The organism is Bradyrhizobium sp. S69 (assembly GCF_009766005.1).
Lineage (GTDB): Bacteria > Pseudomonadota > Alphaproteobacteria > Rhizobiales > Xanthobacteraceae > Bradyrhizobium.
This window is the reverse complement of record NZ_LMUK01000046.1, coordinates 290,584-317,221: the sequence shown is the minus strand read 5'-3', so window position 1 is coordinate 317,221 and position 26,638 is coordinate 290,584. Positions and strand designations below refer to the sequence as shown.

Genomic DNA, 26,638 nt, shown 5'->3' with positions numbered 1-26,638 from the left:
CTGGCTCACGGACGGCTCCCTTGTCTGAGATCTCAACAACCTCATTCTGGCACAACTGATGCCGTAGGGGGCCGTCCACACCATCACGCCGTGTCGTTCATGCTCTGGAAAACGTTAGACACCTTTTGAAATGTTGAACCGTCACACTGTAATCACGACTGCCAGGGGTTATGGGTCCCGGCGTTCGCCGGGACGACGATCGAGAGGCACATGACCGAAACCGACGTCCTCATCATCGGCGCGGGGCATAACGGCCTCACCTGCGCGGCCTATCTGGCGATGGCCGGCCTGCGCGTGACCGTGGTCGACCGCCGCAAGGTGGTGGGCGGCGCCGCGGTCACCGAGGAGTTTCATCCGGGGTTTCGCAATTCAGTCGCGGCCTACACCGTCAGCCTGCTGAACCCGCAGGTCATTGCGGACTTGCGGCTGGCCAATCACGGCCTGCGGATTGTCGAGCGCCGCACCCAGAATTTTTTGCCGGCGCCCGATCGCAGTTATCTGCTGACCGGCGAAGGCCGCACCCATCAATCCATTGCCAGGCTCAGCGAGCGCGACGCGACGCGGATCGACGGCTTTATGCAGGAACTCGAAACCATCGCCGACGTGCTGCGCGCGCTGGTGCTGCGCGCGCCGCCGAACATGGTCGAAGGTTTTGGCCCCGGCGCCATCCGCGAAGCCTTCAACGCGCTCGGCACCGCCAATGTGCTGCGCAAGCTGACCCTGGAGCAACAACGCAGCCTGCTCGATCTGTTCACGCGCTCGGCGGGCGAGATGCTCGACGAGCGATTCGAGAACGACCTGGTCAAGGCGCTGTTCGGCTTCGACGCCATCGTCGGCAATTATGCCAGCCCGTACGCCGCGGGCTCCGCCTATGTGATGCTGCATCACGCGTTCGGCGAGGTGAACGGTAAAAAGGGCGTTTGGGGCCACGCCATCGGCGGCATGGGTGCGATCACGCAGGCGATGGCGCGCGCGGCGCGCGGCCATGGCGCCGACATCCGGCTCGAGGCCGGCGTGCGCGAGGTGATCGTCGAGCGCGACCGCGCCGCCGGCGTGGTGCTCGACAATGGCGAAACCATCCGCGCCAAATATCTGGCCTCCAGCGTCAATCCCAAACTGCTCTATACGCGGCTGGTTCCGGCGGATGCGCTGCCGCCGGACTTTCTGGCGCGCATCCACAATTGGCGCAACGGTTCCGGCACGTTCCGCATGAATGTGGCGCTGAGCGCCCTGCCCTCGTTCACGGCGCTGCCCGGCGCCGGCGACCATCTGAGCGCCGGCATCATCCTGGCGCCGAGCCTCGGCTATATGGATCGCGCCTGGCGCGATGCCCGCGACCATGGCTGGAGCTGCCAGCCGGTGGTCGAGCTGCTGATCCCCTCGACCCTGGACGATACGCTCAGCCCCCCGGGTGAGCACGTCGCCAGCCTGTTCTGCCAGCACGTCGCGCCTGAGTTGCCCGACGGCAAATCGTGGGACGACCACCGCGAAGAGGTCGCCGATCTCATGATCGCGACGGTGGAGGCCTACGCGCCCGGCTTTGCGGCCAGCGTGATGGGCCGGCAGGTTCTGTCGCCACTCGACCTGGAGCGACAATTTGGGCTGTTGGGTGGGGATATCTTCCACGGCGCGCTGAGCTTGAACCAGATCTTCTCGGCGCGCCCGATGCTGGGCCACGCCGATTACCGCGGACCCCTGAAAGGCCTCTACCATTGCGGCTCCGGCGCCCATCCCGGCGGCGGCGTCACCGGCGCCCCCGGCCACAACGCCGCGCGCGTGATCTTAGGGGATCACCGGGCGTTTTTTGGGTGAGTGGATAAGGCTGTTGAAAGGCTTGTGGATGGCTTGTGGATAAACGGTGGATGGCCTGGGGATAGAGCGGTTCGGTGCCTGGGGATATTAGGTGGAAAACCCGGTGGGTTTGCAGTGCAAAGCTGACGGACAACCGGCGGCGAAGCGGTGCAAAAACTCGATATGTTCCGGTGGGTATCGCTGTGAATAACTGGTGGTGTCTCAGTTTGAAATTTTGCGAGTGACAGCGATGATGATCAAGATAACGAGGCCGTAGACAACCGCATTCACGGCCCACCCGATAGCTACGCCAATGATGACGGAATTTCCTACCGCTCCCCAGAACAAGTACGCCGCGCCCATGCCCGGAAGTTCTAAGAAAGCCCACTCGCTAGTGGATGGTATGGCCATAAGAACCGTCGAGACGAGAAACCCAATCCCCATTGCGATCATAAAACTTCTTTTCATGTCCGCGCCCCTGCCTTGCGAAGCTTACCGCTAAGCATTACCCTATCCGGGACTCGGCAGAAAGCGGGAGTGAAACATGAGTGAGCGAATAATAGCCTTCGTCGAAAATTGGGTATCCGAGAATATCCATGCTGAAGGCTACCCCGCTGAGGGCGATGATACGCAGGCCAAGGGCTTTGCGGCTCAGTGCCGGGCGGAAGCACTTGAAGCCGGCATCCCAGCCTCTGAGATAGACGACGAGTTTGATGATTTGACAGCTTTCATGTCTGGCCAAATTCAGGAAACCAACGAGCGAGAGGTAGGACGCCAGATTGACAAGGATCCGAGCTAAATGCCCCGAGGCCCTAAAGGCGAGAAACGCCCAGCCGACGCCATCATGATCGGCAGGATCGCTACCGGCGAGATCGGCGACCTAACCACGGAGGACGGCAAGAACGCCGCCGCCGTGGCGCTGGGGCGCATGGGCGGCAAGGCGCGTGCCGAGGGCATGACGGCCAAACGACGCACGGAAATTGCCAAGAAGGCGGCGGCTAGTCGCTGGTCAAAGCCTTAGGCGGCGCAGGCGACACATAAACGCCAACCGAAGCAGGCCTGATGTCAAAGCGTATCGACAAGTCATGGCTGGTCTTTGTCAGCGTCGAAAATCCCGAGCATGACCGATGCGTGGACTTTTTCTCGCGACCGGACGGCAGTTACGGCTTTGAGGAATTTCGCCGGGATGTCGAGGACGGCGGACAATGGACGCCCGTGCAATATTACTCCGGCGTCAGCTATGCTTCGCCGGCTAAGGTGCTGGAGACCGCGGAACGCTGTGTGCCATGGCTGGCCGATATTCTGAGGCAGCAACCGGACCTGAAAACGCGTATTCTCTAAGTTTGAAAAACCAGATATTGCCGGCAAGGCTCGCGCCTGCCAACAGCCCTCTGTACGCCTGAACCGATTGCAGCAACTCCCCGGACCCATGATGTCTTCCACCCTCACCCCCGCCACCCACCGCGTCAACTTCGCCATCGGCAGCGAAGCGGCGGCGAAACACGTCGTCGATCTCTTGAACGAGGTGTTTTTGGAGGGACAGGCGGCGATTGCCGCGTTCGAGCGACCGGACGGACGCTGGGACATCACCGCGCATTTCGCCGAACCGCCCGATCAGCCACTGGTGCGCGAATTGGTGGTCAACGCCGCCGGCGCTGAGGCCGCGCAAACCATCACCTTTGACACCGTCGAGGCCAAGGACTGGGTCAAGGCCAGCCTTGAGGATCTCGTGCCGGTCCCCGCCGGGCGATTTGTGGTGCATGGCGCGCATGATCGCGCACGGGTGCCGCCCAACAAGCTCGGCATCGAGATCGAGGCCGCGCTGGCGTTCGGCACCGGCCACCATGGCACCACGCGCGGCTGCCTGCTGCTGCTCGATCACCTGCTGAAGCGGTATTATCCCCGCCGCGTGCTCGACCTCGGCACCGGCACCGGCGTGCTGGCGATCGCCGCCGCCAAGGCGCTGCACGGAGCGGTAGTGGCCAGCGACATCGATCCGTCCTCGGTGCGGGTGGCGCGGGAAAACGCCCGCCTCAACCAGACCGGCGACCTCGTGCAGATCATCACGGCGACCGGTTTTTCCGCGCCGCAATTTTCCGCGCGCGGCCCGTTCGATCTGGTGCTGGCGAATATCCTCGCCAATCCGTTGCGGCAATTGGCAACGCCGATGGCGCGGCATCTGGCGCCCGGCGCGCTGGTGATCCTGTCGGGCCTGCTGACGCCGCAGGCGCCCGGCGTGATCGCGGCCTACCGTTCGCGCGGGCTGGTGCCGCTGCGGCACGTGCGGATCGAAGGCTGGAGTAGTCTGTTGCTGCGCAAGACGGGATAAAACTTTCAGGGCGCGCTTATGGTCGCGGTTCCATCTGCCGACAACGCCGTAACGGCCAACAAGACTTGCGGCGAATGCACGCTGTGCTGCAAGGTGATGGCGATCGAACAACTGGCAAAACCGGTCGGCGCGTGGTGCCCGCATTGCAGGCCGGGACGCGGTTGCCAGATCTATCCGGAACGGCCGGCCGAGTGTCGGACCTTCAGTTGCCTCTGGCTGGTCAATGACCTGCTGGACCAGCGCTGGAAGCCAAGCAAATCCAGGTTTGTCCTAACGACCTCTGAAGATGGGATCGAGGTCCGGTGCGATCCGGGCTTTCCGGATGCGTGGCGCAAAGAGCCGTTCCGCAGCGAAATACATGAATGGGCGGTATCGGGCGAAACCCATGACGTCACGGTGGTGGTGATTACGGGCCAACGGATGATTCTGGTGACGCCGGATCGGGAGTTCGATCTCGGTATCGTCGGGCCGGACCAACGGATCGTGCGCGAATTGGACGGCACGCGCGTCGTCGATGTCACGCTGGCGAAAGCATCGGACGTGGAAAGCGGGACTTGAGAACGCCGTTTAGTCCCGCGGCTTCGGCTCGCGACGGGCGATGACGCCCTTTTCTTCGCGCAATGTGCGCTTGACCCGCGCCTCGACCAAACGATCGAGCATCTGGACGATGACGCCGCGCTGTCTTCTGACGACCGTCGTACTGGCAGCCGCGTCCGGGGGGATCGGGCCGCGCGGTGCCGGCGGTGATATCTTCTCGAACGTAAAGGCTGGCATGTGTATCCCCTCGTCGTTGAGTTGAGACACTCCCGAAGCTCCCCAGATGACTGGAGTCACCCCAGTATCGTCAGATGAACGACTTGCAACAACAGTCGTTCCGCTCCGTCTAATGCGGACGGTATAATTGAAGCATAATCTGTGCCAAATTTGCGACAATCCTCGCTTACATTGCGGACTTATCCGCCTCCTTCTAGAGTGGTCAGACGATGTTCGAAGCTCATTTCCAGACATTCGAAGAACCCGAAAGCGGCGTGGCGCTGACGGCCCGGCTTGCCGCCTTTCGCGCCGAGCTGGCGCGGCGCAAGCTGACCGGATTCGTGATTCCGCGCGCCGATCAGCAGCAAAACGAGTATGTCGCCCCCTCCGAGGAGCGGCTGGCGTGGCTGACCGGCTTTACCGGATCGGCCGGCATGGCGATCGTGCTGGTCCATCAAGCCGCGGTGTTCGTCGACGGCCGCTATACGCTGCAAGCCGCCAAGCAGGTCGATGTCAGGGCCTGGAAGGTGGAATCGCTGATCGATCCTAGCCCTGAAAGCTGGCTGACCCGGCACCTGGTGGCCGGCGATCGCCTCGGCTTCGATCCATGGCTGCACACTTCAGCGGCAGCCGAACGGCTGCAGGCAGCCTGCGCCAAGGCCGGCGCGGAGCTGGTCGCGGTGGAAAGCAACCCGCTGGATTCGGTATGGACCGAACGCCCGGCGCCGCCGCTCGGCCCGGTCGCGATCCACGGCGCGCCATTTTCCGGCGAGGCAGAGGCTGAAAAACTCAAGCGGATCACAGCCGAGATCGACCGGCTCGGCGTCGATGCGCTGGTGCTGTCGGATTCCCACGCGGTGGCCTGGACCTTCAACATCCGCGGCGCCGACGTCTCGCATACGCCGTTGCCGTTGTCCTATGCGCTGGTGCCGAAGGCTGGCCGCCCCACCATCTTCATCGATCACCGCAAGCTCTCCAACAGCGCGCGCGACCATCTGGAGCAATCCGCCGATGTCGCCGAGCCCGAGGCGCTGACGCCGGCGCTGACCGCGCTCGCGCAACGCGGCGCGTCGATGGCGCTCGACAGCGCCACCGCCGCCGACGCGCTGAGCCGGCTGATCAATGGCGCCGGCGGCAAGGCCGTACGCGCCAGCGATCCCACAGCGCTGCTCAAGGCCTGCAAGAACCCAACCGAGATCGAGGGCACCCGCAACGCGCATCGGCGCGATGCGGTGGCGCTGGCGCGCTTCCTGGCCTGGATCGACCGAGAGGCGCCATCGGGCGCGCTGACCGAAATCGATACGGTCGAGGCGCTGGAGACATTTCGCCGCGAGACCGGCGCGCTAAAGGACGTGTCGTTTCCGACCATCGCCGGCACCGGGCCGAACGGCGCCATCGTGCATTACCGCGTCACCCGCAAGACCAACCGGCGGATCGCGCTGGGCGATCTGCTGCTGATCGATTCCGGCGCGCAATATCAGGACGGCACCACCGACGTCACCCGCACCATCGCGATCGGCACGCCGACGGCGGAAATGCGCGACCGCTTCACCCGGGTGCTGCGCGGTCATATCGCGATTGCGCGCGCGGTATTTCCCGACGGCACCACCGGCGCGCAGCTCGATAGTTTGGCGCGGCAATTCCTCTGGCAGGCCGGCCTCGATTTCGAGCACGGCACCGGCCACGGCGTCGGCAGCTACCTGTCGGTGCATGAGGGCCCGGCGCGAATCTCAAAGCTCGGCACCGCGCCACTGCGGCGCGGCATGATCCTCTCCAACGAGCCCGGCTATTACAAAACCGACGCCTTCGGCATCCGGATCGAGAATCTGGAACTGGTGGTGGCTAAGGAAGTGTCCGGCGCCGAGAAGCCGATCAACGCCTTCGAGACGCTGACCCTGGCGCCGATCGACCGGCGCCTGATCGACCTGACCATGCTCAGCGTCGACGAACTCAGCTGGCTCAATGACTATCACGCCCGGGTGCGCCACGAGGTCCGCCCGCATCTCGACGATAGCGATAAACTCTGGCTGGATGCGGCGACGGCGGCGCTGGCTTGAAATATCGGCAGCCGATCAATCCACCACCGTCATACCCCGCGAAAGCGGGGTATCCAGTACGCCACAGCGCTGCAGTTTAAATGGGCGCTCTGGAATACTGGATCATCCGCTTTCGCGGATGATGACGTCGGTGTGTAGATTCCGCCGCCTCCCAAAAACCGAATAGCCGCATTCCGAAACGAGCGTATCCGTCATCCCGGATAGCTCTACAGTCTGATCCTTACGAGATCGGATCAGACACCGCATGCATGGCGTGATCAAGCCACCTCCGGCCGCAAGCAAGGACGACCTCGCGAAATCGCGGCTCGTGCTGTTCTTGCTCGTCCTGATGACGGGCGTGGCGCCGATCTCGCTCTACATGCTGGTGCCGGCGCTACCGATCCTGGCGAAGACCTTCGGCCGCGACATCTCGATCGCGCAGATGACGGTCTCGCTTTACATGGTCGGCATCGCGCTCTCGCAGCTCATCATGGGACCGCTGTCGGACAAGTTCGGCCGCAGGCCGGTGCTGCTCGCCGGCCTCGGGTTGATGGTGGTCGCCGGCATTGGATCGGTGTTTGCGCAAAGTTTGCCGGAACTGATCGCCGCGCGATTCTTCCAGGCGCTGGGCGGCGCCAGCGGCATGGTGATCAGCCGCGCCATCATCCGCGATCTTTATCCGCGCGAGCGCGTCGGCGCGATGATCAGCCTCGTCGTGGCCGCGCTGATGATCGCACAGATGGTCAGCCCGCTGACCGGCGGACTGCTGGACATCGCGTTCGGCTGGCGTGCGATCCTTTATCTCATCACCGCAGCGTCGCTGGCGATCACCATCCTGATTGCGCTCGCTCTGCCCGAAACCCGTCGCGATCGTGCCGAGAGCAGCAGTTTTCGCGGCGATCTCGGCACGCTGACAAAAAGCCGGGCCTTCATCGGCTACGTGCTGTGCCAGGTGCTGGCCTCGCAAATCATTTTTGCCTTCGCTGGCGGAGGTCCCTATGTCGTGGTGACGCAGATGGGCCGTAGCAGCGCCGAATACGGCGCGTGGTTTGCGACGACGGGATTTGCGTATCTGGTCGGTAATCTGTTTTGCGTGCGCTTTGCGCCGCGTCACTCGCTGGAAAGGCTGATCTGGATCGGCCTGGCGCTGCAATTGGCCGGCAGCGCACTCAACCTGATCTGGAGCTTCGCCGGCCTCAATCAGGCGCCGCTCATCCTGTTCGGCACCCAGATGATCGTGATGGTCGGCAACGCCTTCGTGATGGCGAACTCCGCAGCGGGCGCGATCAGCATCCGCCCCGAGGCCGCCGGCACCGCGTCGGGCGCCATGGGATTTCTGCAGCAGGGCATCGGCGCGCTGGTCTCGCAATTCGGTGCCTGGCTCGGCGGCCACTCCGCCACCACGTTGCCGCTGACATCGGCGATCTTCGCGATCTCGGTCGCCTGCGCTTCGAGCATGATCTTCATCGTGCCGCGTCGAACGGTGGTGGTCAGCGAGGCGTTGATCGAGAAAGCGGAAGAGGAAGAGTCGGGGATGTTGTGATGCGTATTTGAGTAGCGCACGCGCCGCCAAGTTCGTCATTGCGAGCGGAGCGAAGCAATCCAGACTTTGCCTGGAGCACTGGATTGCTTCGTCGCTTCGCTCCTCGCAATGACGGCCGTGGCAGCCGCGCTCACTCCTCGATCAACTTTAGCCACTCATCCTCGGTCAACACCGCCACCCCAAGCTCGCGCGCCTTGGTGAGTTTGGAGCCGGCGTCCTCACCTGCCACCACATAGTCGGTCTTTTTCGAGACCGAACCCGCGACCTTGGCGCCGAGACGCTCGGCCATCGCCTTGGCCTCGTCGCGGGTGAATTTGGTCAGCGAGCCCGTGAACACGACGGTCTTGTCCGAAACCGGCGAGCTCTTGCGCGGCTGTTCGGCAGGCTTCACCTCGATCTCGAGCAGTAGTTCGCTCAGCGCCTTCATATTGCGGGGCTCGGCGAAAAACTCCACCACGGCATCGGCCACGATCTCGCCGACACCGTCGACGTTGTTGAGGTCCTGGTAGGCTTCCGTTGTATTATCTTCGTCCGTGCTCCCCTTGGCGGCGGCCAGCATCGCCTCGCGAAAATTCTCGATAGTGTGGTAATGACGCGCCAGCAGCTTGGCGTTGCCCTCGCCGACGCGACGGATACCGAGCCCGTAAATCAGCCGGTGCAGTTCGATGTTGCGGCGGGCATCGATGGCGGCAAAGAGGTTGCGTACCGACGTCTCGCCATAGCCCTCGCGCGCCATCAGCTTGTTGGTCGAACGGGCGTCGCGCTTCTGCAGCGTGAAAATGTCGACCGGCGACATCACCAGACCCTCTTCGTAAAATTCCTGGATCTGCTTGTCGCCCAGGCCATCGATATCGAAGGCGAGACGCGAGACGAAATGCTTGAGCCGCTCCACCGCCTGCGCCGGGCAGATCAGCACGCCGGTGCAGCGGCGCACGGCTCCATCCTCCTCGCGCACCGCATGGCTGCCGCAGACCGGACATGTCTCTGGGAATTTGTAAGGTTTGGCGCTGCTCGGCCGCTTGTCCAGTATAACGCTGACCACCTGCGGGATCACGTCACCCGCGCGCTGGACCACGACGGTGTCACCGACACGCAGATCGACGCCGTCCCGGATCGGATTGCCATCGTTGCCGATGCCTTTGATGTAATCTTCATTGTGCAGCGTTGCATTCGACACCACGACGCCGCCGACCGTGACCGGCTCGAGCCGCGCCACCGGTGTCAGCGCGCCGGTGCGCCCGACCTGGATATCGATGCCGTTGAGCACGGTGATCGCCTGCTCGGCGGCGAATTTGTGCGCGATCGCCCAGCGCGGGCTGCGCGACACGAAGCCTAGTCGATCCTGCCAATCCAGCCGGTCGACCTTGTAGACCACGCCGTCGATGTCGTAACCGAGTGCAGCGCGTTCCTCGCCAATCCTGCTGTAGAATTTGAGGACATCTTCGACATCCTTGCAGAGGGTCGTGAGTGGATTGACCACAAAGCCGGCCTTGTCCATCCACGCCAGCATGCCGTGCTGGGTGTCGGCCGGCCGCTCGCTCATCTCGCCCCAGGTATAGGCAAAGAACTTCAGCGGGCGCGACGCGGTGATCGAGACGTCCTTCTGGCGCAGCGAACCGGCTGCCGAATTGCGTGGGTTGGCGAATACGGTGTCGTCGGCTTCCGCCTGCTTCTTGTTCAGCTCGAGAAAATCTTTCTTGAGCATATATACTTCGCCGCGCATTTCGCAGGTCGCGGGAATGCTTCGCCCTTTTAAAGTGTGCGGGATATCCCTGATGGTGCGAACATTGGCGGTGACATCCTCACCGGCGAAGCCATCGCCCCGTGTGGCCGCACGAACCAGTTCGCCGTTCTCGTAACGCAACGACAGAGAAAGGCCGTCAATCTTCGGCTCGGCAACCAGCACCGGAATGAGATCAGCATCGAGCTTGAGAAAACGCCTGATACGCTCGACGAACTCGGTTACATCCTCATCACTGAAAGCATTGCCGAGTGACAGCATGGGAACCGCGTGCTGCACTTTCGCAAAGCCGCGCGCGGGCGCAGCGCCGACCTTTTGCGACGGCGAATCCTTTGTGACGAGTTCGGGAAATTTTTCCTCAATCGCCACCAGCCGCTGGCGCAGCGCGTCATAGGCCGCGTCCGACACGGTCGGCGCGTCCTTCTGGTAATAACGCTCGTTATGTCCCTCGATTTCCAGTGTCAGCCGCATCAACTCGACCTTGGCCTGCGCCTTGGTGAGTTTGGTGACTTCGACGGGGGGTTTTTTGGTTTTCACGGCCATGGTCGCGCCGAACTTACGCTGTCGCGGCGCGCAGCAGCCGGTCCGCGGCGGCTCTCGCCTCGGCGGTGATTTCGGCGCCGGCCAGCATGCGGGCGATTTCCTCGCGGCGGTGGTCGGCGGCGAGCGCGCTGACGCGGGTGGCGACGCGCTTGCCCTTGTCGAGGGCGTCCTTTGAAATCAGCAAATGCTGGTCGGCGCGCGCAGCGACCTGCGGCGCATGGGTCACCGCCATCACCTGCACTTTGCCGGCCAGCCGCGCCAGCCGGGCGCCGATCGCATCCGCCACCGCGCCGCCGACGCCGGTGTCGATTTCGTCGAACACCAAAGTGGGCGCCGAGCCGCGGTCGGACAGCACCACCTTGAGCGCCAGCAGGAACCGCGACAGCTCGCCGCCGGAGGCGACCTTCATCAGCGGGCCGGGTTTTGTGCCCGGATTGGTCTGCACCCAGAACTCGACCCGATCGAAACCTTGCGGTCCCGGCGAGGCGGGATCGGAGTCCACCTGCGTCATGAACTTGGCGCGTTCGAGCTTCAGCGGCGCAAGCTCGGCATTGACGGCCTTGTTGAGCTTCTCCGCCGACTTGGTGCGTGCGGCCGACAGCTTGGTCGCCGCAGCGCTGTAATGCTTATCGGCCTCGGCGGCTGCGGCCTCGAGCTTCTTGAGCTGCCCGGCGCCGGCATCGATCAGCGCCACGTCGGCGGCGTATTTCGCGGCCAGTGCGGCGAGGCCGTCAACCGGCGTGGCGTATTTGCGCGACGCGGCGCGCAGCGCGAACAGCCGCTCCTCGATGCGTTCGAGTTCGCTGGGGTCGAAATCGGCTGCGATCAGCGCCGCGGTGAGGTGCTGGTCGGCTTCCTCCAGGGCGTTGATGGCGACATCGATCGCCTTCACCGCAGGTTCGACCAGTGTCGGTGAATTTCCGGCCCGGCGTTCCAGCCGCCGCACCGCCGCCGCCAGGGCTGCGACCGGCGAATGATTGCCGCTGACGGCATCCTGGGCCTCGCGCAGATCGGCGGCGATCTTCTCGCCCTGCATCATGGTAGTGCGGCGCCCGGCCAGCGCGGTCTCCTCGCCGTCCTTGGGCTTCAGCGCCTTCAATTCATCGGCGGCATGGCGCAGATAGTCGGCCTCGCGGGCGGCGCGCTCCATCGCGGCGCGATGCTCATCGAGCAGCGTGTTGGCCGCGCGGCGGGCGTCCCACAATTTCTCCAGGCTCCCGACCTCCTTCTCGAGGCCCGAGAACGCATCGAGCAGCCGGCGATGGGTCGACGCATCGACCAGCGCACGCTCGTCGTGTTGGCCGTGGATCTCGACCAGCGCGGTGCCGACCGCCTTCAGGGTCTGCACGCTGATCGACTGATCGTTGATGAAGGCACGGGTGCGGCCGTCGGCAAGCTGGACGCGGCGCAGGATCATCTCGCAGGAATCTTCAGAGCTCGAATCGTCGAGCCCATTGTCGCTGAGGATCGCCGCCGCCGGATGGCCCTTGGGCACATCGAACACCGCGGTAACCTGGCCCTGCTCCACGCCATGGCGAACCAGGCCGGCATCGCCACGACCGCCAAGCGCCAGCGCGAAGGCATCGAGCAGGATGGATTTACCCGCGCCGGTTTCCCCGGTCAAAACCGCGAGGCCACGGGAAAACTCGATGTCGAGCCGTTCGATCAGGACGATGTCACGGATCGAAAGACGGGCCAGCATGAAAGAGCTATTCCTACCCGAGACCTATCTTCCTGAAGGCCCTGGAAATGTAGGACCCCTGATTCTCGCTCGGCTCGAGACCACCGGACTTTACAAGATTATAGGCGTCCTTGTACCAGCGGCTGTCAGGAAAATTGTGCCCGAGCACGGCCGCGGCGGTTTGCGCCTCGCCGACGATCCCGATCGCCATATAGGCTTCGGTGAGCCGGGCCAGCGCCTCCTCGACATGCCGCGTGGTCTGATACTGTGTGACCACGGTCTTGAAGCGGTTGATGGCACCGGTGTAGTTGCGCTGCTCCAGATTATAGCGACCGATACTCATTTCCTTGCCGGCGAGCTGGTCGCGGGCCGCTTCGAGCTTGGTCTTGGCGGCGACGGCATATTCCGAGGTCGGATATTTGCGGATCACCTCTTCAAGCGCTCCGATCGCCTTTTCGGTACGGCCCTGATCGCGGCTGGTGTCCGGAATCTGGTCGTATTGCGATGAGGCGATCAGGAACTGCGCATAGGCGGCATCAGGACTGCCGGGGTGCAAGGTGACGTAGCGGGTCGCCGAGCCAATGCAGTTATCGTAGTCGCCGGCGTTGTAATAGGCATAGGCCGACATCAGCAGCGATTTGCGCGCCCATTCCGAATAGGGATGCTGGCGATCGACTTCCTCGAATTTCTTCGAGGCGGCTTTCGGATCGCTCTTCTGGTTCATCAGGAACAAGCCCTCGTTATAGAGCTTGTCCGCGGGCTCCTCGACGAAGGTGTCGTCCTTGGCGAAAAACTTGTCCCAGATCGCGCCGGTACCGCATCCGCTCAGCGGGATCGCGAGAATCGCGAGGCTTGCGGTCAAACGCAATTGCCGACCCAGCCAATGCAGGTCCGGACCTGCGGATAATGTGCGTAACCTGAGCGTCATACGCCGTGCCGACATATATTTAAAACCTGACGCCTGTGATGCGGTGCCCGCCGAGCGTCATGAATACACTTGATAAGCGCATTTCATGAACACATTGATTGTCGCGCCCGCGGCGCCTAGCCATGCAACCGCGTACCTATCTAGCCGAAAACGCTCCGGTAACCAACCGGATACGCAGCCATTTCGCCCGGATTAAGGCGACAAGGCCATATTGTCGTTTCCTGTGGTTACCGGGGCCAACGGCCGGCGCGAACAGGCCGCGACAAAACGTGCCGGAGGCGATTGTCAGGAGGCTTTGAGGTTCGGGAAGCGGTCCCCCGGGCAAGCGGCCTCAACGGGGAACGGCCTGTACAGGGCTCACCTGTAAAGGGCTCAGGAGACGTCGGGGCTGTAGGCCGGGGCGATCATGCCGCCTACCATGCCGCTGCCGGCCTCGGCGTAGCGCGGGCGCCGTACGGCATCCGATTCCAGCACCCGGTAGGCGGTGCGATCGGCCAGCAACGCGGTCAGCACCGCATGATTGAGCTTGTGGCCGCCACGTACCGAGCGGTAGGCACCGAGCAGAGGCAGGCCGGCCAGCGCGAGATCGCCGACCACGTCGAGAACCTTGTGGCGGGCGCATTCATCGGAATAGCGCAGGCCTTCGGCGTTGAGCAGCCGCTCTTCGTCGAACACCACCGAATTCTCAAACGAGGCGCCAAGCGCGAAGCCCGCGCTCCAGAGCCGCGCGACATCATTCATGCAGCCAAAGGTCCGGGCCCGCGAAATCTCGCGGCGGAACCGTTCTGGGCTGAGATCGAGCACATAGCTCTGGCGTCCGATCACGGGGTTGGCGAAGTCGATTTCGACTTCGGCGCGGAAACCGCCGGTATGGGGCCGCAGTTCGCCGAAGGACTCGCCCAACGAGACTTGAACCGGCTTCAGCACCTGGATGAACCGGCGCGCCGCGGATTGGGTGATGATACCGGCCTGATCGATCGCGGCGACGAAAGCCGCGGAACTGCCGTCCATGATCGGAACTTCCGGACCATCGACTTCGATCGTGGCGTTATCGACGCCCATGCCGCGCAAGGCTGCGAGCACATGCTCGGCGGTCGAGACCAGCGGGCCATTGCGGTCGCCCAGCACGGTCGCAAATTCGGTGGCGATGACGGATTCGGCAACCGCTCGGACTTCGCGATCGGAACCATCCAGTCCGGTACGGACAAAAATAAAACCTGCATCGATCGATGCAGGCCCAATGGTCAGACTTACAGGTAAACCCGAATGAACGCCGACGCCCGTCACAGTGGCTTGCGCCCGAAGCGTTGTCTGCCGGCTAAATTTCATTCCAAACCGCCCACTACTGACCTACTTAAAAACGAGACGGCCATATTCCCCAGCCGATTCGTTTTCAGTATCCCCAAGTCACGGCAGACCATAGTCACAGCCCCAAAGAGCGCCAACTCACGCTTTTTTACCGATTGTTACCCAACCTCTGCCGTAATCGCGCCCAGAGTTAACCTAATTCGGGCCCGGCAACGGGCGCCACGGGCTCGGTTATCTCACGCCAACGTAAATAATTAATCATTTAATATCAGTTGCTTGGCAACCGGGTCGGGGCATTTTCCGGGTTGAGAAAAAGGCCCCGATTGATCCAACCGGGGCCTTTTTTGTGTCATCGAGACTGTAACAATCTTCAGTTCGATTGCCGGCGAAGGAAGGCCGGAATATCAAGATGGTCGTCACCCTGTGGCGTTGGTGCAACAGGTGCGGGGCGGCCATGGGTATCCAAACCCTGCGGCGCAGGCCGCCGAGCGTACTCCGATACCGGATCGTGAGTCCCCATTTGCTGCGCCACGCTGCGCTGCGGCTTGCGCTCCGGCAGTGGCGGCATCGGAGCCATCGCCGGTCCCGACGCGCGGGCAGCGATCGGTGGCTCGCTTTCCTCGTCGCGGCGGCCGAGGCCGACATTGGCGAGACGCTGCAGCAGCGACATCCGTACCTTTTGCGGATGCTCTTCTTCAGCCTCACCGCGCGCCTGCCGGATTTCGGCCTGGGCCGGCATCGGCAGGTCTTCGAACTTCGGCATCCGGGGTGCGCGAACCGGCGCGCGTTCGGCGGCCTGTGGAATGAAGGTCTCGGGGGTCGCGACCTCGCGCATCTCGACTTTCGCGGCCTCCATATCCGGGAACAATGACGGCTTCTGCGCGATCGGACGAACCGTGACGTCGCCGTAGGACGCGGGCTGCAGCGGCGCAACTTGCTGCGGGGTCTCCGGAGACACCGCGGCGGCGATCGCCGCCAGCGCGGCGCGTTCGACACTGCCCGACGCACGCTGCGCTGCGGGCGCCGAGGCCGCCGCTTGGGCCGGCATCGTTGCTTCCAGCTTCTGGGCGCGTTCGGCCATCCGCGCATTGTCGGCGCGCAGCCGCGCCGTCAGATCGGCGAGCCGGGAGTCCGGCGCCGCGGCCGGAGCCACCGCGTTGGTCGCGGCTGCCGCCGGCGTCGCGGCGTTACGCGAGATCAGCGCCTGCTCGATGCCGGTGGCAACGACGGAAACGCGAATCACGCCGTCGAGATTCTCGTCGAAGGTGGCGCCGACGATGATGTTTGCGTCCTGATCGACTTCCTCGCGGATGCGGGTGGCGGCTTCGTCGACCTCGAACAGCGTCAGGTCCTTGCCGCCGGTGATCGAGATCAAGAGGCCCCGGGCGCCCTTCATCGAACTGTCGTCGATCAGCGGGTTGGCGATCGCGGCCTCGGCCGCGGTCAGCGCGCGCTTTTCGCCGGAAGCTTCGCCGGTGCCCATCATCGCCTTGCCCATTTCGCGCATCACGGCGCGGACGTCGGCGAAGTCGAGGTTGATCAGGCCTTCCTTGACCATCAGGTCGGTGATGCAGGCGACGCCCGAATAGAGCACCTGGTCGGCCATCGCGAAGGCGTCGGCGAAGGTGGTCTTTTCGTTGGCGACCCGGAACAGGTTCTGGTTCGGGATGATCAGAAGCGTATCGACCACCTTGTGCAGTTCGGCGATGCCGGACTCGGCGGTACGCATGCGGCGCGCGCCTTCGAAGTGGAACGGCTTTGTTACCACGCCGACGGTGAGGATGCCCATGTCGCGCGCGGTCTTGGCGATCACCGGGGCGGCCCCGGTGCCGGTGCCGCCGCCCATGCCGGCGGTGACGAACACCATGTTGGCGCCGGAAAGATGATCCCGGATTTCGTCGATGACTTCCTGGGCGGCGGCTGCGCCGACGTCAGGTTGCGATCCCGCGCCGAGGCCCTGGGTCACCTGGGTGCCCATCTGCACGATGCGCTGCGCTTTCGACATCGTCAGCGCCTGCGCATCGGTGTTGGCGACGACGAAATCCACCCCCTGCAGCCCGGCGGTGATCATGTTGTTGACGGCGTTGCCGCCGGCTCCGCCTACGCCGAACACGGTAATCCGCGGCTTCAGCTCGCGAATATCAGGGACGTTGAGATTGATTGTCATGGTTGCCTCTCGATTACGCGCGCGTTGGTTCGCCCCGGCCGGCGGCCGCGGGAGTTGGTGAAATTCCAAAGGAAATTTCGAGGGAAATTCTTGGGGATCGGAAAAGATTCATCAAAAGCCCTCGCGAAGCCATCGTCCGACCTTTCCGAAATAGCCGTCAGTCCCTGTCTTGAGCTGCCGCGTATGCCGCGGTTCGACGTGTTCAAGATGAGCGTATTGCGGGTAGACCAGGAGGCCCGAGGGGACCGCGAACGACGCGCTCTTGGCCTCATTGGGCAGCCGGCCAAAGCCGAGCGGGCGGCCGACCCGAACCGGACGGCCGAGGATCTGGGTTGCGAGTTCGGCAAAGCCGGTGAGCTGCGACGCGCCGCCGCTCAGGACCACGCGCGCCTTGGGCTCTGCCGCAAACGGAGAATCCGCCAGGCGGTCCCGGACCATTTCAAAAATCTCCTCGGCGCGGTGCCGAACGATGTTCGCGATCGTGGCGCGGGACACGATCTGCGGAGCGTCGCGCTCGTTGTCGCCCGCCGCCGGCACCGACATCAATTCGCGCGCGTCGGATCCACCGGTCAGCACGGTGCCATATAACGTCTTGATTCGCTCGGCATCCGCAATGCATGCAGAGAGTCCGCGCGCGAGATCCATGGTGATGTGTTGCCCGCCTACCGCAAATCCGGACGCATGCACGAACCGACCGCCGGAATAGATCGCGAGTGTGGTGGTGCCCGCCCCCATCTCGACCACGGCGGCGCCGATATCGGCCTCGTCGTCGGTCAGGACCGACAGACCGGCCACATAGGGGCTTGCCGCCATCGCTTCCACGTTGAGGTGGCAGCGTTCGACCACCAGCATCAGGTTCTTGGCAGCGGAGGCATCCGCCGTGACGACATTCATGTCGACGCCGAACTGCCGCGCCACCATGCCGCGCGGGTCGCGAATGCCTTTGACGCCGTCGAGCGCATAGCCGACCGGCAGCGCATGCAGCACGGTGCGGCCCTCGCCGGTGGCGTGGCGCATGCCGGCGGAGGTGATGCGGCTGACATCGGCCGCCGTGACCGCGCCGCCCTTGATGTCGGCCGCGGCTTCGACCAACTGGCCTTGCAGCCGGCCCGCCGAGATCGACAGCAGCACCGATTCAACGCGAACTTTCGCCATCCGCTCGGCCAGCGCCACCGCGTGACGCACCGCCTGTTCGCATTCGGTCAGATCGACCACCGCGCCGGCCTTGACGCCGCGCGACTGGATCTGGCTGTAGCCGATCAGCTCGACCGCATGGCTGCGGCCGCGCAAGGCCTCGCTCGGCGGGCACGGCTTGAGCCGCGCGATCATGCAGGCGATCTTGCTGGTGCCGATGTCGAGCGAGGCCACCAGCGCGGTGCGCTTCTGCGGCATCGGGCGCGTCTTCGGCGTCTGATTGCGGTCAAGGCCGGTCATGCGTCACCGGCCTTCTTCTTGGGCTTCTTGTCCTTGACCAGATCCTCGCGGGCTTTGGCCGCGTCGTCGGACAATTGCACGATCAGCCGGTCGGACAGGCGCATGTCGACGGCTATGATGTCGCGCGAGAACAATTTGTCTTCCTTGTCGATCTTGCTCAGGGACGCCAGCGCGTTGCCGACGTCGTTTTCCGGCAACCGGACGTCGAGGCCGTCCTTGAGCCGCAGGTTCCAGCGCCGCTCGCCGACGAAGATCACAGCCTTGGTCACCGCGCGCACTTGCGGATAGCGGTCGAGCAGGGCCAGGAAATCCCGGGCTCGGGTCTCGGCGCCCTTGCCGACCACCAGCGGCAGCGAGGTGAAGCGCCGCGTCACGTATGGTTCGAGCACCGCGCCGTCATCGGCGATCACCGACAAATGGCCGTCCTGCTGCCACAGCGCGAACGCCGAGCGCTCGACAATGTCGATCTGCAGCCGCCCGGGATAAAGCTTCAGTACCGTGGCCTCGCCGATCCAGGGATTGGCCTTGAGCTTGTCGCGGACCGCTTCGGCATCGAGAAACAGCAGCGACGAGCGGCCATTGACCCCGCCGATCGCAAGCACCTCGTCCTGGCTCAGCTGCTTGCGGCCGTTGATGCCGACGGTGGTGATACGAAATCCGGCGGAATTGGCCAGCGCGTTGCGGGTATCGCTCAGCGCCTGGGTCAGTTCCTCGACATGTCCGCCCTTGACGATGCCGAAGCCCGCGCTGCCGAGCAGGATCAGGACGGTGGCGGCGACGCCGGCGCGGTTTGGCAGATAGCGCTCGACCAGCGCGATCAGCCGGTTCGGATTGGGTTCGCGCTGGGGACGCAGTTTGGCCGCCTTGCGCTTGGCGGATGCGGCTTCGGCCTGCGCCAGCCGCAGCTCCAGCCACTCGCGCAGCAGCACGCCCGCGCCAATGGCGGCGGCTTTCAGATCAGCTTGGGGCCCCAGCGATCTCATCGATCGGGCGAGGCGTCCTGCACCATCCATTGCACGAGCTCGTCAAATGTTGTGCCCGCAAAAGCTTTGCGAGTTCCGGCGCAAATGACGTCCTGGTCGTGCCGGGTTGGGTGTCGACCTCAAGACAGGCCCCCATTCCCCTCGATGCGGTCGTCGAAGCGGAAATCCGCAACAGCTCACGCCCCGGCAGCCAAGCGCCACATGCTCCGCCAGCGTTAACCTTCGGACTTACTGGTAAACAAAAGGTAAAATCGCGGGGCACCGAATGCGTTTTGCGCCGCCGTGTGAATAGTTTGCCTCAGTTCCGCGAAATTTTATCGATTAAGGGCGCCGGGTTCCCGTGGAACTCGCCCGGCGCGCGCTAGCTGGACGTGCGCCGGATCGCCAGTGTGATCTGGTCCCGCAGGAAATCGGCGAAGCCGATGCCCTGCTCCTTGAGCGCCTTGGGATAGAGCGAGGCCGCGGTCAGCCCCGGCAGGGTGTTGGTTTCGAGATAGACCGGCCCCTTCGCCGAGACGATGAAATCGGTGCGGGAATAGCCCGAGCACGACAGCGCGCGATGGGCCTTGGCAGCCTGCGCCATGATCTCCGCGGTGATTTCCGGCGAAAAGCGCCCGGGGCAGATCTCTTGCGTCGATTTGAGCAGATATTTCGCGGTGTAGTCGAACGCACCTTCGCCCGGCACGATCTCGATCGGCGGCAATGAAAATACCGCACCGTCCGACTGCTCCAGCACGCCGCAGGTGGCTTCGACGCCCGCAATAAACGGCTCGATCAGATAGTCCTCGGTCCTGGCCGCGTTGCGCACGGCGACCAGGTCCTGCCTGACATTGACGAAAATCAGCCCGTAGCTCGAGCCATCGCGCGCCGGTTTTGCAATCAGCCGGCCGTGTTCGGCCAACGCCGCATCGATGTGCTCCAGCGCAATGCCGGCCGGCGCCTTGACGCCGGCGATGGCGGCAAAGCGCTTGGCCGCGACCTTGTCGAAGGCCAGATGCGACGACGCCGAGCCGGAACCCGTGAACGGAATCCCGCGCATCTCGCACATCGCCTGCAATTCGCCGTTCTCCGCGCGGCCGCCATGCAGGCCGAGCACCAGCACGCGGTCTTCGGCTTTGGCCTTGTCGAGTGCGGCTTCAAGCGCAATACCGCGACTGCCGGGTTTGAAGTCATCCTCGAAGGGCCGCGAATGACCGAGCAGCGTCGGTGAGGTGACCTCGTGGACGGTGTCCGCGACGTCCCAGAACCAGAGCTCGGCGTCCGGCAACGCCCGATGCAGCGCCTGCGCGCTCGCCACCGAAACCAGCCGCTCTTTATTGGTGCCGCCGAACAGAATGGTAATGCGCTTCACGATGGCACCATCCCGGGTTCGATTCCTGATTCGATTCCAAGCCGCTTGATTTCCCAGTGTAGCTCAATTCCGGAATTTTGCCTGACCCGGGCGCGCACGGTTTCGCCGAGCGTTTCGATATCGCAGGCAGTGGCATCGCCGGTGTTGATCAGGAAATTGCAGTGCATTTCCGACACCTGCGCGCCGCCGACCCGCAGGCCGCGGCAGCCGGCGGCATCGATCAGTTTCCAGGCGCTGCTGCCGGGTGGATTCTTGAAGGTCGAACCGCCGGTTTTTTCCCGGATCGGCTGCGCGGTCTCGCGGTGGGTCTGCACCTCGTTCATCCGCGCCCGGATCGCGTCCGGTGCGGCGATGATCCCGCGAAAGCGCGCGGCGGTGAAAATGATCGAGGGATCGACAGCGCTGTTGCGATAGACGAATTTCATATCTTCGTTGGTGAAGTGATGTTTCGTGCCGTCGCGGCCAATGCCTGTGGCCTCGATCAGCACGTCCTTGGTCTCAGCGCCGTTGGCGCCGGCATTCATGCGCAGCGCGCCGCCGATCGAGCCGGGAATGCCGAAGAAGAACTCGAGCCCACCGATATTGGCGGATGCCGCCGTCTCTGCCACGCGCTTGTCGAGCGCGGCGGACCCGGCGCTGACAACGTCGCCGTCTGCGCTGGTTTCACCGAAGCCGCGCGGGCTGAGCCTGATCACCACGCCCGACAGGCCGCCATCACGCACGATCAGGTTGGAGCCGACGCCGACCACATAGACCGCGATCTGCTTCGGTAGCGCTTTGAGGAAATAAGCCAGATCGTCTTCATCCGACGGCGTGAACAGCACCTGCGCCGGACCGCCGACCCGAAACCACGTCAATTCGGCCAGCGACTGGTTCGCCAGCAACCGCCCGCGCAACGCAGGCATCGCGGCTTTAAGATCGGGCGTGATGTCGGGGAAGGTCATGCGCCGCAGCATTCAAGTTCGTCATGGCCGGGCTTGTCCTCTCTGTTCCCTCCCCCCTTGTGGGGGAGGGTTAGGGAGGGGGGCGGGCAACACGCGCTGTGCTCGCGGCCACCCCCCTCTCCGGCTCTCCCCCACAAGGGGGGAGAGAGCAGAAAGAGGCGGCTCGCCATCGCGGTGCTCACCATCGCCACCATCACCCCAGCGCCTTCAATTCGCCGGGCAGTGCGTAGGCCCATTGGGTGATGTTGCCGGCGCCGAGGCAGACCACGAAGTCGCCGCTGCCGGCGAGGCCTTTGATGACCCGCGCCAGCTCGGCGGCATTCGGCAACGGGATCACGTCGCGATGGCCGTGGGCACGCAGGCCGAGCACAAAATGATCGCGGTCGATGCCGGCGATCGGCGCCTCACCGGCTGGATAGACTTCCGCCACCACCACCGCGTCGGCATCGTTGAAGCAAGTGCAAAATTCCTCGAACAGCGATTGCAACCGGGTGAAGCGATGCGGCTGCACCACGGCGATGATCTTGCCGTTGGTGGATTCGCGCGCGGCCCGGAGCACGGCCGCGATCTCGACCGGGTGGTGGCCGTAGTCGTCGATCACGGTGATGCCGTTATATTCGCCGGTCTTGGTGAAACGTCGCTTGACGCCACCAAACCCCGCGATCGCCTTGCGGATGGTGTCGTCGGACAGGCCAAGCTCATGCGCCACCGCGATCGCCGCCGTGGCGTTGAGCGCGTTGTGCCGGCCCGGCATCGGCAATTTGATGTTCGCGATCTCGTGCGTGGCATCGGTCTTGCGGTTGCGGAACACGACCTTGAAATTCGAACCGCCGCCGCCCGGTGCGAGGTCTACCAGCCGCGCATCGGCCTGCGGATTTTCGCCGTAGGTGATGATGCGGCGGTCCTCGATCTTGCCGACGATGGTCTGCACCACCGGATGGTCGATGCACATCACCGCGAAACCATAGAACGGCACGTTCTCGACAAAATTGCGGAACGCATCCTGCACCGCCTCGAAGGTCTTGAAGTGATCGAGATGTTCAGGATCGACATTGGTGACGATCGCGACGTCCGCCGGCAATTTCAGGAAGGTGCCGTCGCTCTCGTCGGCTTCCACCACCATCCAGTCGCCGGCGCCCAACCGGGCATTGGTGCCGTAAGCATTGATGATGCCGCCATTGATCACGGTCGGATCGAGATCGCCGGCATCGAGCAACGCTGCGACCATCGAGGTCGTGGTGGTCTTGCCGTGGGTGCCGGCGATCGCGACGCAGCTTTTCAGCCGCATCAGTTCGGCCAGCATCTCGGCGCGCCGCACCACCGGGATGCGCTGGGCGCGCGCCGCCATCAATTCGGGATTGTCGCGCTTGATCGCGGTCGACACCACAAGCACGTCGGCGCCCGCGACATTCTCCGCCCGGTGGCCGACGGTGACGGTGATGCCCTTTTCGCGCAGCCGGTTGACGTTGGCGCCTTCGGAGGCGTCCGAGCCCTGGACGGTATAGCCGAGATTGCTCAGCACCTCGGCGATGCCGCTCATGCCGATGCCGCCGATCCCGACGAAGTGGATGGGTCCGATCTCGCGCGGCAGTCTCATGGATTACCCTCTCGGCGTCATCGTCCCCCTTGTGCGCGATTGCGCATAGGGGCGGACGATCCGGTATTTCGCGAAGCCCAGGTTCAAATCAGCCCCGCCGAATACTGGATGCCCCGCCTTCGCGGGGCATGACAAGGGGAAATTTTGACCGCGGCTCACGAGATTCCCGCAACTTTCGCCACCAGGTCGGCCAGCCGCTCGGCCGCGTCGAGCCGGCCGACCTTGCGGGCATTGGTCGCCATCGCGGCGAGGCGCGCGGGCGCGGCGGCGAGCGTGGTGATTTCGGCCGCCAGCCGCTCCGAGGTGAAATCCTTCTGCACGATGCGGATGCCGCCGTCGGCCTGCGCCAGCACGCCGGCATTGGCGAACTGATCCTGGTCGATCGCACCCGGCAGCGGCACCAGGATCGAGGGGCGGCCGATCGCGCCAAGCTCGGCCACGGTGCCCGCACCGGAGCGCGTCACCACGAGATGGCTCGATGCCAGCCGCGCCGGCAGGTCGCTGAAGAATGGCGCCAGTTCGGCCGATAGTTTGATCCGGTCATAGACCGCGCGCACCCGCGCCATGTCTTCCTCGCGGACCTGCTGGGTCAGCACCAGCCTGCTCCACAGCGACGGATCGAGCCGCTCGATCGCGCCGGGCACGATATCGGCCATCACGCGCGCGCCCTGGCTGCCGCCGACCACCAGCAAACGCAGCGCGCCGTCCGGTTCGGGGGCTGCGAACTGCACCGCGGCGGCGGCCAGAATGGCAGGACGCATCGGCGTGCCGACGGTGGTTGTTTTCGACGCCAGCGCCGGATCGCGATCCAGCACGCCCGGCAGCGAGGTCGCGATCGCGCTGACGCGGCTCGATAGAAATCGGTTGGCGCGGCCGAGCACCGCATTGGCGTCGTGGATGATGCCGGGCACGCCGCGCAGCTTCGCCGCGATCAGCGGCGGCACGGTCGGATAGCCGCCGAAACCGACCACCGCGGCGGGCTTCAACCGCCGCACCAGATTGAGCGCCGCGACCACGCCATAGCCGAGCATCAGCCCGGTATAGGCCAGCGACCACGGCATGCGGCTGCGCACGGTCGCGCTCGGCACCACGTCGATGGTGTCCTTGGAGAACAATCCGGTGTAGCGCAGCGCTCGGGAATCGGTGACGAGGCGCACGCGATAGCCGCGCCGCATCAGTTCGACGCCGAGCGCCTCGGCGGGAAACAGATGACCGCCGGTGCCGCCCGCGGCCAGCAAAATGAGAGGTGCTGCGTCCATGAAGACAGTCTTTATAGAAAATTGGCCGTCATTGCGAGGAGCGAAGCGACGAAGCAATCCATTCTTTCTTCGCTTGGCAAGATGGATTGCTTCGCGTCGCTCGCAATGACGAACGCAAAGCCTTCATCGTCAAATCACGCATACTTATGCGCGGCGTTGGCGGTGGCGGCGTCGCCGATCGATTGCATCTCGGTGCGCGGGCGAATGCGGGTCAGCGCCAGCATCATGCCGACGCCATAGGCCAGCGACACCATCGACGAGCCGCCATAGGAGATGAACGGCAAGGTCATGCCCTTGGCCGGGATCAGTTGCAGATTGACCGACATGTTGATCGCGGCCTGCACCCCGAACAGCACCGCAAGGCCGGAGGCGGCGAAGCGGGCGAACATGTCCTCGCTGGCATAGGCGCGTGACAGCGCCCGGATCACGATGAAGGCGAACAGCGCCAGCAGCACCAGGCAGAGCACGATACCGAACTCCTCGGCGCCGACCGCGAACACGAAATCGGTGTGGCTGTCCGGCAGGCTGCGCTTGGCGATGCCTTCGCCCGGCCCGAGCCCGAACCAGCCGCCATTATAGAAAGCCTCCATCGCGGTATCGACCTGAAACGTGTCGCCCGATGCCGGATTCATGAAGTGCTTGATGCGCGCGGCGACGTGCGGCACCAACAGATAAGCGCCGAACAGCCCGGCGCTGGCGGCGCCCGCGAGCCCCGCGACCCAAATCATCCGCATGCCCGCGATGAAGAACAGCGACCCCCACACCATCAGGATCAGCATGGTCTGGCCGAAATCGGGTTCCATCACCAACAGCGACACCAGCATCAGCAGCAGCACGATCGCAATCGAGGTCGCCGGCATTTCCGGCCGCCCGGTCGATTCCGCGAACAGCCACGCCGCCAGCACCACGAACGACGGCTTGGCGATCTCGGAGGCCTGGATGTTGACGCCGACGATGGTGATCCAGCGTCGCGCGCCCTTCACTTCGGGGCCGACCAGCAGCGTCACCACGATCAGCACGATCGAGATCGCGAAGATGATCAGTGCGCTGCGCCGGATCGATCGCGGCGAAAGGAACGACACCCCGATCATCACGATCAAGGAAGGCACCAGGAACAGCACGTGTCGGTTGAAGAAGTGGAACGGATCAAGCCCAATTCGCGTCGCCACCGGCGGGCTCGCCGCGAGCGACAGGATAATGCCCGCCAGCATCAGCGCGATGATCGCGGCCAGTTGCAGCCGGTCGACCGTCCACCACCATTCGCTTAGGGGCGTGCGTTGTTCACGGGAGAGCATGGGTGTTCCCTTAAGGCAGAGCTGCGTCCATTGGTGGCCGAGGATGGTTTCCAAGAGGTTAACGGAATGGTTATCTTTTGCGGGGGTGCGGCTAAAGCATGATGGGCTGGAGTTGAACCGACTCGCCGTCAGCGCCAGCACGGCACATCCGGGTGCTCTGGAGGGGTCAGACACAAAATCGCGAAAACAACCCCATGCAAAGTAGGGACGACGAGTGGTAAAACCGTTTGGGCGCCTTGAGCTAGGCCGCGAGCGGTTCCATTCCGCTTTTCCTGATCACCTCGGAAGCGCGCGCGGAGGTCAGAAACTGGATCAGGCGCTTGGAACCTTCGAGCTCACCCGAGCCGGCGACGATCGCGGCTGAAAACGTCTGAACAAACTGAATCTCCGCCGCGATGTTGCCTGCGAAGTCGACACCCGGAGCGTACACAATTTCACTGGTCGGCAGCACTCCAATATCCGCGTCTCCCGCCGCGACCATCGCGGTCGCGCCGGTGCCGCGGGGGGTGACTTCGATGTTGATCTTGCCCGCGACGCCGAGCCTCGGAAAAAGCTCGGTCATAAGCCAGATACCGCTGGTGCTTCCCGGCACCACTACGGTCTTGGCCTTGAGCAGCACTTGTTTGAAGCCCTCGACGGTGCTCACGTCGGGCTTCGGAGTTCCGGCCCGCACCGCGATGCCGACCGATACCCGCGCAAGATCGATGTCCGTTCCCGCGACGATCAGCTTCGTGACGATGAGTTCGCTGAGGCCCTCCCTGGACAGGATCACCACATCGGCCGGCACGCCGCGGGCGAGCTGCGCGGCGATCGTCTGTGGCCCGGTTCCCTGCGAGGCACCCGATCCGGTCGTGACCGTGATGCCGTTCGCCTGCTCGAATTCCGGCACGAGCTGATCGTACGCGCCATTGAATCCGCCGGATATCAAAACGTTTATTTGTGCCACGAGCACTCC

Annotated in this window: 23 protein-coding genes and 1 pseudogene; 8 read left to right on the top strand and 16 right to left on the bottom strand. The window is 64.0% G+C overall.

Annotation, left to right across the window (positions count from 1 at the left end):
* Window positions 1–210: 210 nt before the first annotated feature.
* Window positions 211–1,812, top strand: a complete 1,602-nt coding sequence (locus GSQ88_RS26230; RefSeq protein ID WP_159010665.1) for a phytoene desaturase family protein — start codon at window positions 211–213, stop codon at window positions 1,810–1,812.
* 201 nt (window positions 1,813–2,013) lie between these two features.
* Here GSQ88_RS26230 and GSQ88_RS26225 read toward each other — a convergent pair whose 3' ends face one another.
* Window positions 2,014–2,259, bottom strand: coding sequence for a hypothetical protein (locus GSQ88_RS26225; protein WP_159010664.1), 246 nt, complete (start codon window positions 2,257–2,259; stop codon window positions 2,014–2,016).
* Window positions 2,260–2,335: 76 nt separating this feature from the next.
* On the opposite strand from GSQ88_RS26225, the gene GSQ88_RS26220 reads away from it, so the two are divergent.
* The 5 genes from GSQ88_RS26220 (at window position 2,336) to GSQ88_RS26200 (ending at window position 4,678) form a co-directional block, all read left to right on the top strand.
* Window positions 2,336–2,590, top strand: a complete 255-nt coding sequence (locus GSQ88_RS26220) for a DUF768 domain-containing protein (protein WP_159010663.1) — start codon at window positions 2,336–2,338, stop codon at window positions 2,588–2,590.
* Complete coding sequence (locus tag GSQ88_RS26215) at window positions 2,591–2,812, top strand: RNA-binding protein (RefSeq protein ID WP_159010662.1); 222 nt, start codon at window positions 2,591–2,593, stop codon at window positions 2,810–2,812. It begins immediately after the preceding gene.
* A 41-nt stretch (window positions 2,813–2,853) separates the two neighbouring features.
* On the top strand, window positions 2,854–3,132 hold the full coding sequence (locus GSQ88_RS26210) for a hypothetical protein (protein ID WP_159010661.1): 279 nt from the start codon (window positions 2,854–2,856) through the stop codon (window positions 3,130–3,132).
* A 91-nt stretch (window positions 3,133–3,223) separates the two neighbouring features.
* Window positions 3,224–4,120 carry a 50S ribosomal protein L11 methyltransferase gene (locus GSQ88_RS26205; RefSeq protein WP_159010660.1) on the top strand — a complete coding sequence of 299 codons (897 nt, stop codon included), beginning with the start codon at window positions 3,224–3,226 and terminating at the stop codon, window positions 4,118–4,120.
* A gap of 18 nt (window positions 4,121–4,138) precedes the next feature.
* The gene (locus GSQ88_RS26200; RefSeq protein ID WP_159010659.1) at window positions 4,139–4,678 is read left to right on the top strand and encodes a hypothetical protein; all 540 of its coding nucleotides are present in this window, start codon (window positions 4,139–4,141) and stop codon (window positions 4,676–4,678) included.
* Window positions 4,679–4,687: 9 nt separating this feature from the next.
* On the opposite strand, the gene GSQ88_RS26195 is transcribed toward GSQ88_RS26200, so the two are convergent.
* On the bottom strand, window positions 4,688–4,894 hold the full coding sequence (locus GSQ88_RS26195) for a hypothetical protein (RefSeq protein ID WP_159010658.1): 207 nt from the start codon (window positions 4,892–4,894) through the stop codon (window positions 4,688–4,690).
* A 209-nt stretch (window positions 4,895–5,103) separates the two neighbouring features.
* Here GSQ88_RS26195 and GSQ88_RS26190 point away from each other — a divergent pair, with 209 nt between their 5' ends.
* Both GSQ88_RS26190 and GSQ88_RS26185 read left to right on the top strand, forming a co-directional pair.
* Entirely contained in the window at window positions 5,104–6,930 is a 1,827-nt protein-coding gene (locus GSQ88_RS26190; protein ID WP_159010657.1) for an aminopeptidase P family protein, read from the top strand.
* Between the two features lie 244 nt (window positions 6,931–7,174).
* Window positions 7,175–8,452, top strand: coding sequence for a multidrug effflux MFS transporter (locus tag GSQ88_RS26185; protein ID WP_159010656.1), 1,278 nt, complete (start codon window positions 7,175–7,177; stop codon window positions 8,450–8,452).
* Window positions 8,453–8,582: 130 nt separating this feature from the next.
* Here the strand turns inward: GSQ88_RS26185 and ligA are convergent, their stop codons facing one another.
* The 14 genes and pseudogenes from ligA to GSQ88_RS26120 form a co-directional block, all read right to left on the bottom strand.
* Window positions 8,583–10,736: an NAD-dependent DNA ligase LigA gene (gene ligA / locus GSQ88_RS26180; RefSeq protein WP_159010655.1), complete on the bottom strand. Its 2,154-nt coding sequence runs from the start codon at window positions 10,734–10,736 to the stop codon at window positions 8,583–8,585.
* A gap of 13 nt (window positions 10,737–10,749) precedes the next feature.
* Window positions 10,750–12,438 (bottom strand): DNA repair protein RecN, encoded by a 1,689-nt coding sequence (recN, locus tag GSQ88_RS26175; RefSeq protein WP_159010654.1) that lies wholly within the window; start codon window positions 12,436–12,438, stop codon window positions 10,750–10,752.
* 13 nt (window positions 12,439–12,451) lie between these two features.
* A complete protein-coding gene (locus tag GSQ88_RS26170; protein WP_159010653.1) occupies window positions 12,452–13,360 on the bottom strand; it encodes an outer membrane protein assembly factor BamD in 909 nt (302 codons plus the stop codon).
* A gap of 357 nt (window positions 13,361–13,717) precedes the next feature.
* Window positions 13,718–14,674, bottom strand: a complete 957-nt coding sequence (gene lpxC, locus GSQ88_RS26165) for a UDP-3-O-acyl-N-acetylglucosamine deacetylase (RefSeq protein ID WP_159010652.1) — start codon at window positions 14,672–14,674, stop codon at window positions 13,718–13,720.
* 349 nt (window positions 14,675–15,023) lie between these two features.
* Window positions 15,024–16,820: a cell division protein FtsZ gene (ftsZ, locus tag GSQ88_RS26160; protein ID WP_159010651.1), complete on the bottom strand. Its 1,797-nt coding sequence runs from the start codon at window positions 16,818–16,820 to the stop codon at window positions 15,024–15,026.
* A 111-nt stretch (window positions 16,821–16,931) separates the two neighbouring features.
* Complete coding sequence (gene ftsA, locus GSQ88_RS26155; protein WP_159010650.1) at window positions 16,932–18,254, bottom strand: cell division protein FtsA; 1,323 nt, start codon at window positions 18,252–18,254, stop codon at window positions 16,932–16,934.
* Window positions 18,251–19,267, bottom strand: coding sequence for a cell division protein FtsQ/DivIB (locus GSQ88_RS26150; RefSeq protein ID WP_159010649.1), 1,017 nt, complete (start codon window positions 19,265–19,267; stop codon window positions 18,251–18,253). Before GSQ88_RS26150 ends, ftsA begins: the two co-directional genes overlap by 4 nt.
* A pseudogene (locus tag GSQ88_RS35805) lies at window positions 19,234–19,555 on the bottom strand (D-alanine--D-alanine ligase); the annotation flags it as partial. The gene GSQ88_RS26150 and the pseudogene GSQ88_RS35805, both read right to left, overlap by 34 nt.
* 43 nt (window positions 19,556–19,598) lie before the next feature.
* Window positions 19,599–20,588, bottom strand: coding sequence for a D-alanine--D-alanine ligase family protein (locus GSQ88_RS26145; protein ID WP_502706769.1), 990 nt, complete (start codon window positions 20,586–20,588; stop codon window positions 19,599–19,601).
* On the bottom strand, window positions 20,585–21,532 hold the full coding sequence (gene murB / locus GSQ88_RS26140; RefSeq protein WP_159010967.1) for a UDP-N-acetylmuramate dehydrogenase: 948 nt from the start codon (window positions 21,530–21,532) through the stop codon (window positions 20,585–20,587). The genes GSQ88_RS26145 and murB overlap by 4 nt, the downstream gene beginning before the upstream one ends.
* Before the next feature lie 193 nt (window positions 21,533–21,725).
* Window positions 21,726–23,129: a UDP-N-acetylmuramate--L-alanine ligase gene (murC, locus tag GSQ88_RS26135; protein WP_159010648.1), complete on the bottom strand. Its 1,404-nt coding sequence runs from the start codon at window positions 23,127–23,129 to the stop codon at window positions 21,726–21,728.
* Window positions 23,130–23,284: 155 nt separating this feature from the next.
* The gene (murG, locus tag GSQ88_RS26130) at window positions 23,285–24,388 is read right to left on the bottom strand and encodes an undecaprenyldiphospho-muramoylpentapeptide beta-N-acetylglucosaminyltransferase (protein WP_159010647.1); all 1,104 of its coding nucleotides are present in this window, start codon (window positions 24,386–24,388) and stop codon (window positions 23,285–23,287) included.
* 134 nt (window positions 24,389–24,522) lie between these two features.
* Window positions 24,523–25,683, bottom strand: coding sequence for a putative lipid II flippase FtsW (ftsW, locus tag GSQ88_RS26125; protein WP_159010646.1), 1,161 nt, complete (start codon window positions 25,681–25,683; stop codon window positions 24,523–24,525).
* 241 nt (window positions 25,684–25,924) lie between these two features.
* Window positions 25,925–26,635 (bottom strand): substrate-binding domain-containing protein, encoded by a 711-nt coding sequence (locus tag GSQ88_RS26120; protein ID WP_159010645.1) that lies wholly within the window; start codon window positions 26,633–26,635, stop codon window positions 25,925–25,927.
* Window positions 26,636–26,638 lie beyond the last annotated feature (3 nt).

Bases quoted from the DNA above. Each gene is read 5' to 3' on its own strand.
- GSQ88_RS26220 (WP_159010663.1), top strand. From the start codon at position 2,336: ATGAGTGAGCGAATAATAGCCTTCGTCGAAAATTGGGTATCCGAGAAT.
- ligA (WP_159010655.1), bottom strand. From the start codon at position 10,736: ATGGCCGTGAAAACCAAAAAACCCCCCGTCGAAGTCACCAAACTCACC.
- murC (WP_159010648.1), bottom strand. From the start codon at position 23,129: ATGAGACTGCCGCGCGAGATCGGACCCATCCACTTCGTCGGGATCGGC.
- murB (WP_159010967.1), bottom strand. From the start codon at position 21,532: ATGACCTTCCCCGACATCACGCCCGATCTTAAAGCCGCGATGCCTGCG.
- GSQ88_RS26195 (WP_159010658.1), bottom strand. From the start codon at position 4,894: ATGCCAGCCTTTACGTTCGAGAAGATATCACCGCCGGCACCGCGCGGC.
- ftsW (WP_159010646.1), bottom strand. From the start codon at position 25,683: ATGCTCTCCCGTGAACAACGCACGCCCCTAAGCGAATGGTGGTGGACG.
- murG (WP_159010647.1), bottom strand. From the start codon at position 24,388: ATGGACGCAGCACCTCTCATTTTGCTGGCCGCGGGCGGCACCGGCGGT.
- GSQ88_RS26225 (WP_159010664.1), bottom strand. From the start codon at position 2,259: ATGAAAAGAAGTTTTATGATCGCAATGGGGATTGGGTTTCTCGTCTCG.
- GSQ88_RS26200 (WP_159010659.1), top strand. From the start codon at position 4,139: ATGGTCGCGGTTCCATCTGCCGACAACGCCGTAACGGCCAACAAGACT.
- GSQ88_RS26210 (WP_159010661.1), top strand. From the start codon at position 2,854: ATGTCAAAGCGTATCGACAAGTCATGGCTGGTCTTTGTCAGCGTCGAA.
- lpxC (WP_159010652.1), bottom strand. From the start codon at position 14,674: ATGAAATTTAGCCGGCAGACAACGCTTCGGGCGCAAGCCACTGTGACG.
- GSQ88_RS26150 (WP_159010649.1), bottom strand. From the start codon at position 19,267: ATGGATGGTGCAGGACGCCTCGCCCGATCGATGAGATCGCTGGGGCCC.
- GSQ88_RS26215 (WP_159010662.1), top strand. From the start codon at position 2,591: ATGCCCCGAGGCCCTAAAGGCGAGAAACGCCCAGCCGACGCCATCATG.
- GSQ88_RS26230 (WP_159010665.1), top strand. From the start codon at position 211: ATGACCGAAACCGACGTCCTCATCATCGGCGCGGGGCATAACGGCCTC.
- ftsZ (WP_159010651.1), bottom strand. From the start codon at position 16,820: ATGACAATCAATCTCAACGTCCCTGATATTCGCGAGCTGAAGCCGCGG.
- GSQ88_RS26205 (WP_159010660.1), top strand. From the start codon at position 3,224: ATGTCTTCCACCCTCACCCCCGCCACCCACCGCGTCAACTTCGCCATC.
- recN (WP_159010654.1), bottom strand. From the start codon at position 12,438: ATGCTGGCCCGTCTTTCGATCCGTGACATCGTCCTGATCGAACGGCTC.
- GSQ88_RS26170 (WP_159010653.1), bottom strand. From the start codon at position 13,360: ATGTCGGCACGGCGTATGACGCTCAGGTTACGCACATTATCCGCAGGT.
- ftsA (WP_159010650.1), bottom strand. From the start codon at position 18,254: ATGACCGGCCTTGACCGCAATCAGACGCCGAAGACGCGCCCGATGCCG.
- GSQ88_RS26185 (WP_159010656.1), top strand. From the start codon at position 7,175: ATGCATGGCGTGATCAAGCCACCTCCGGCCGCAAGCAAGGACGACCTC.
- GSQ88_RS26190 (WP_159010657.1), top strand. From the start codon at position 5,104: ATGTTCGAAGCTCATTTCCAGACATTCGAAGAACCCGAAAGCGGCGTG.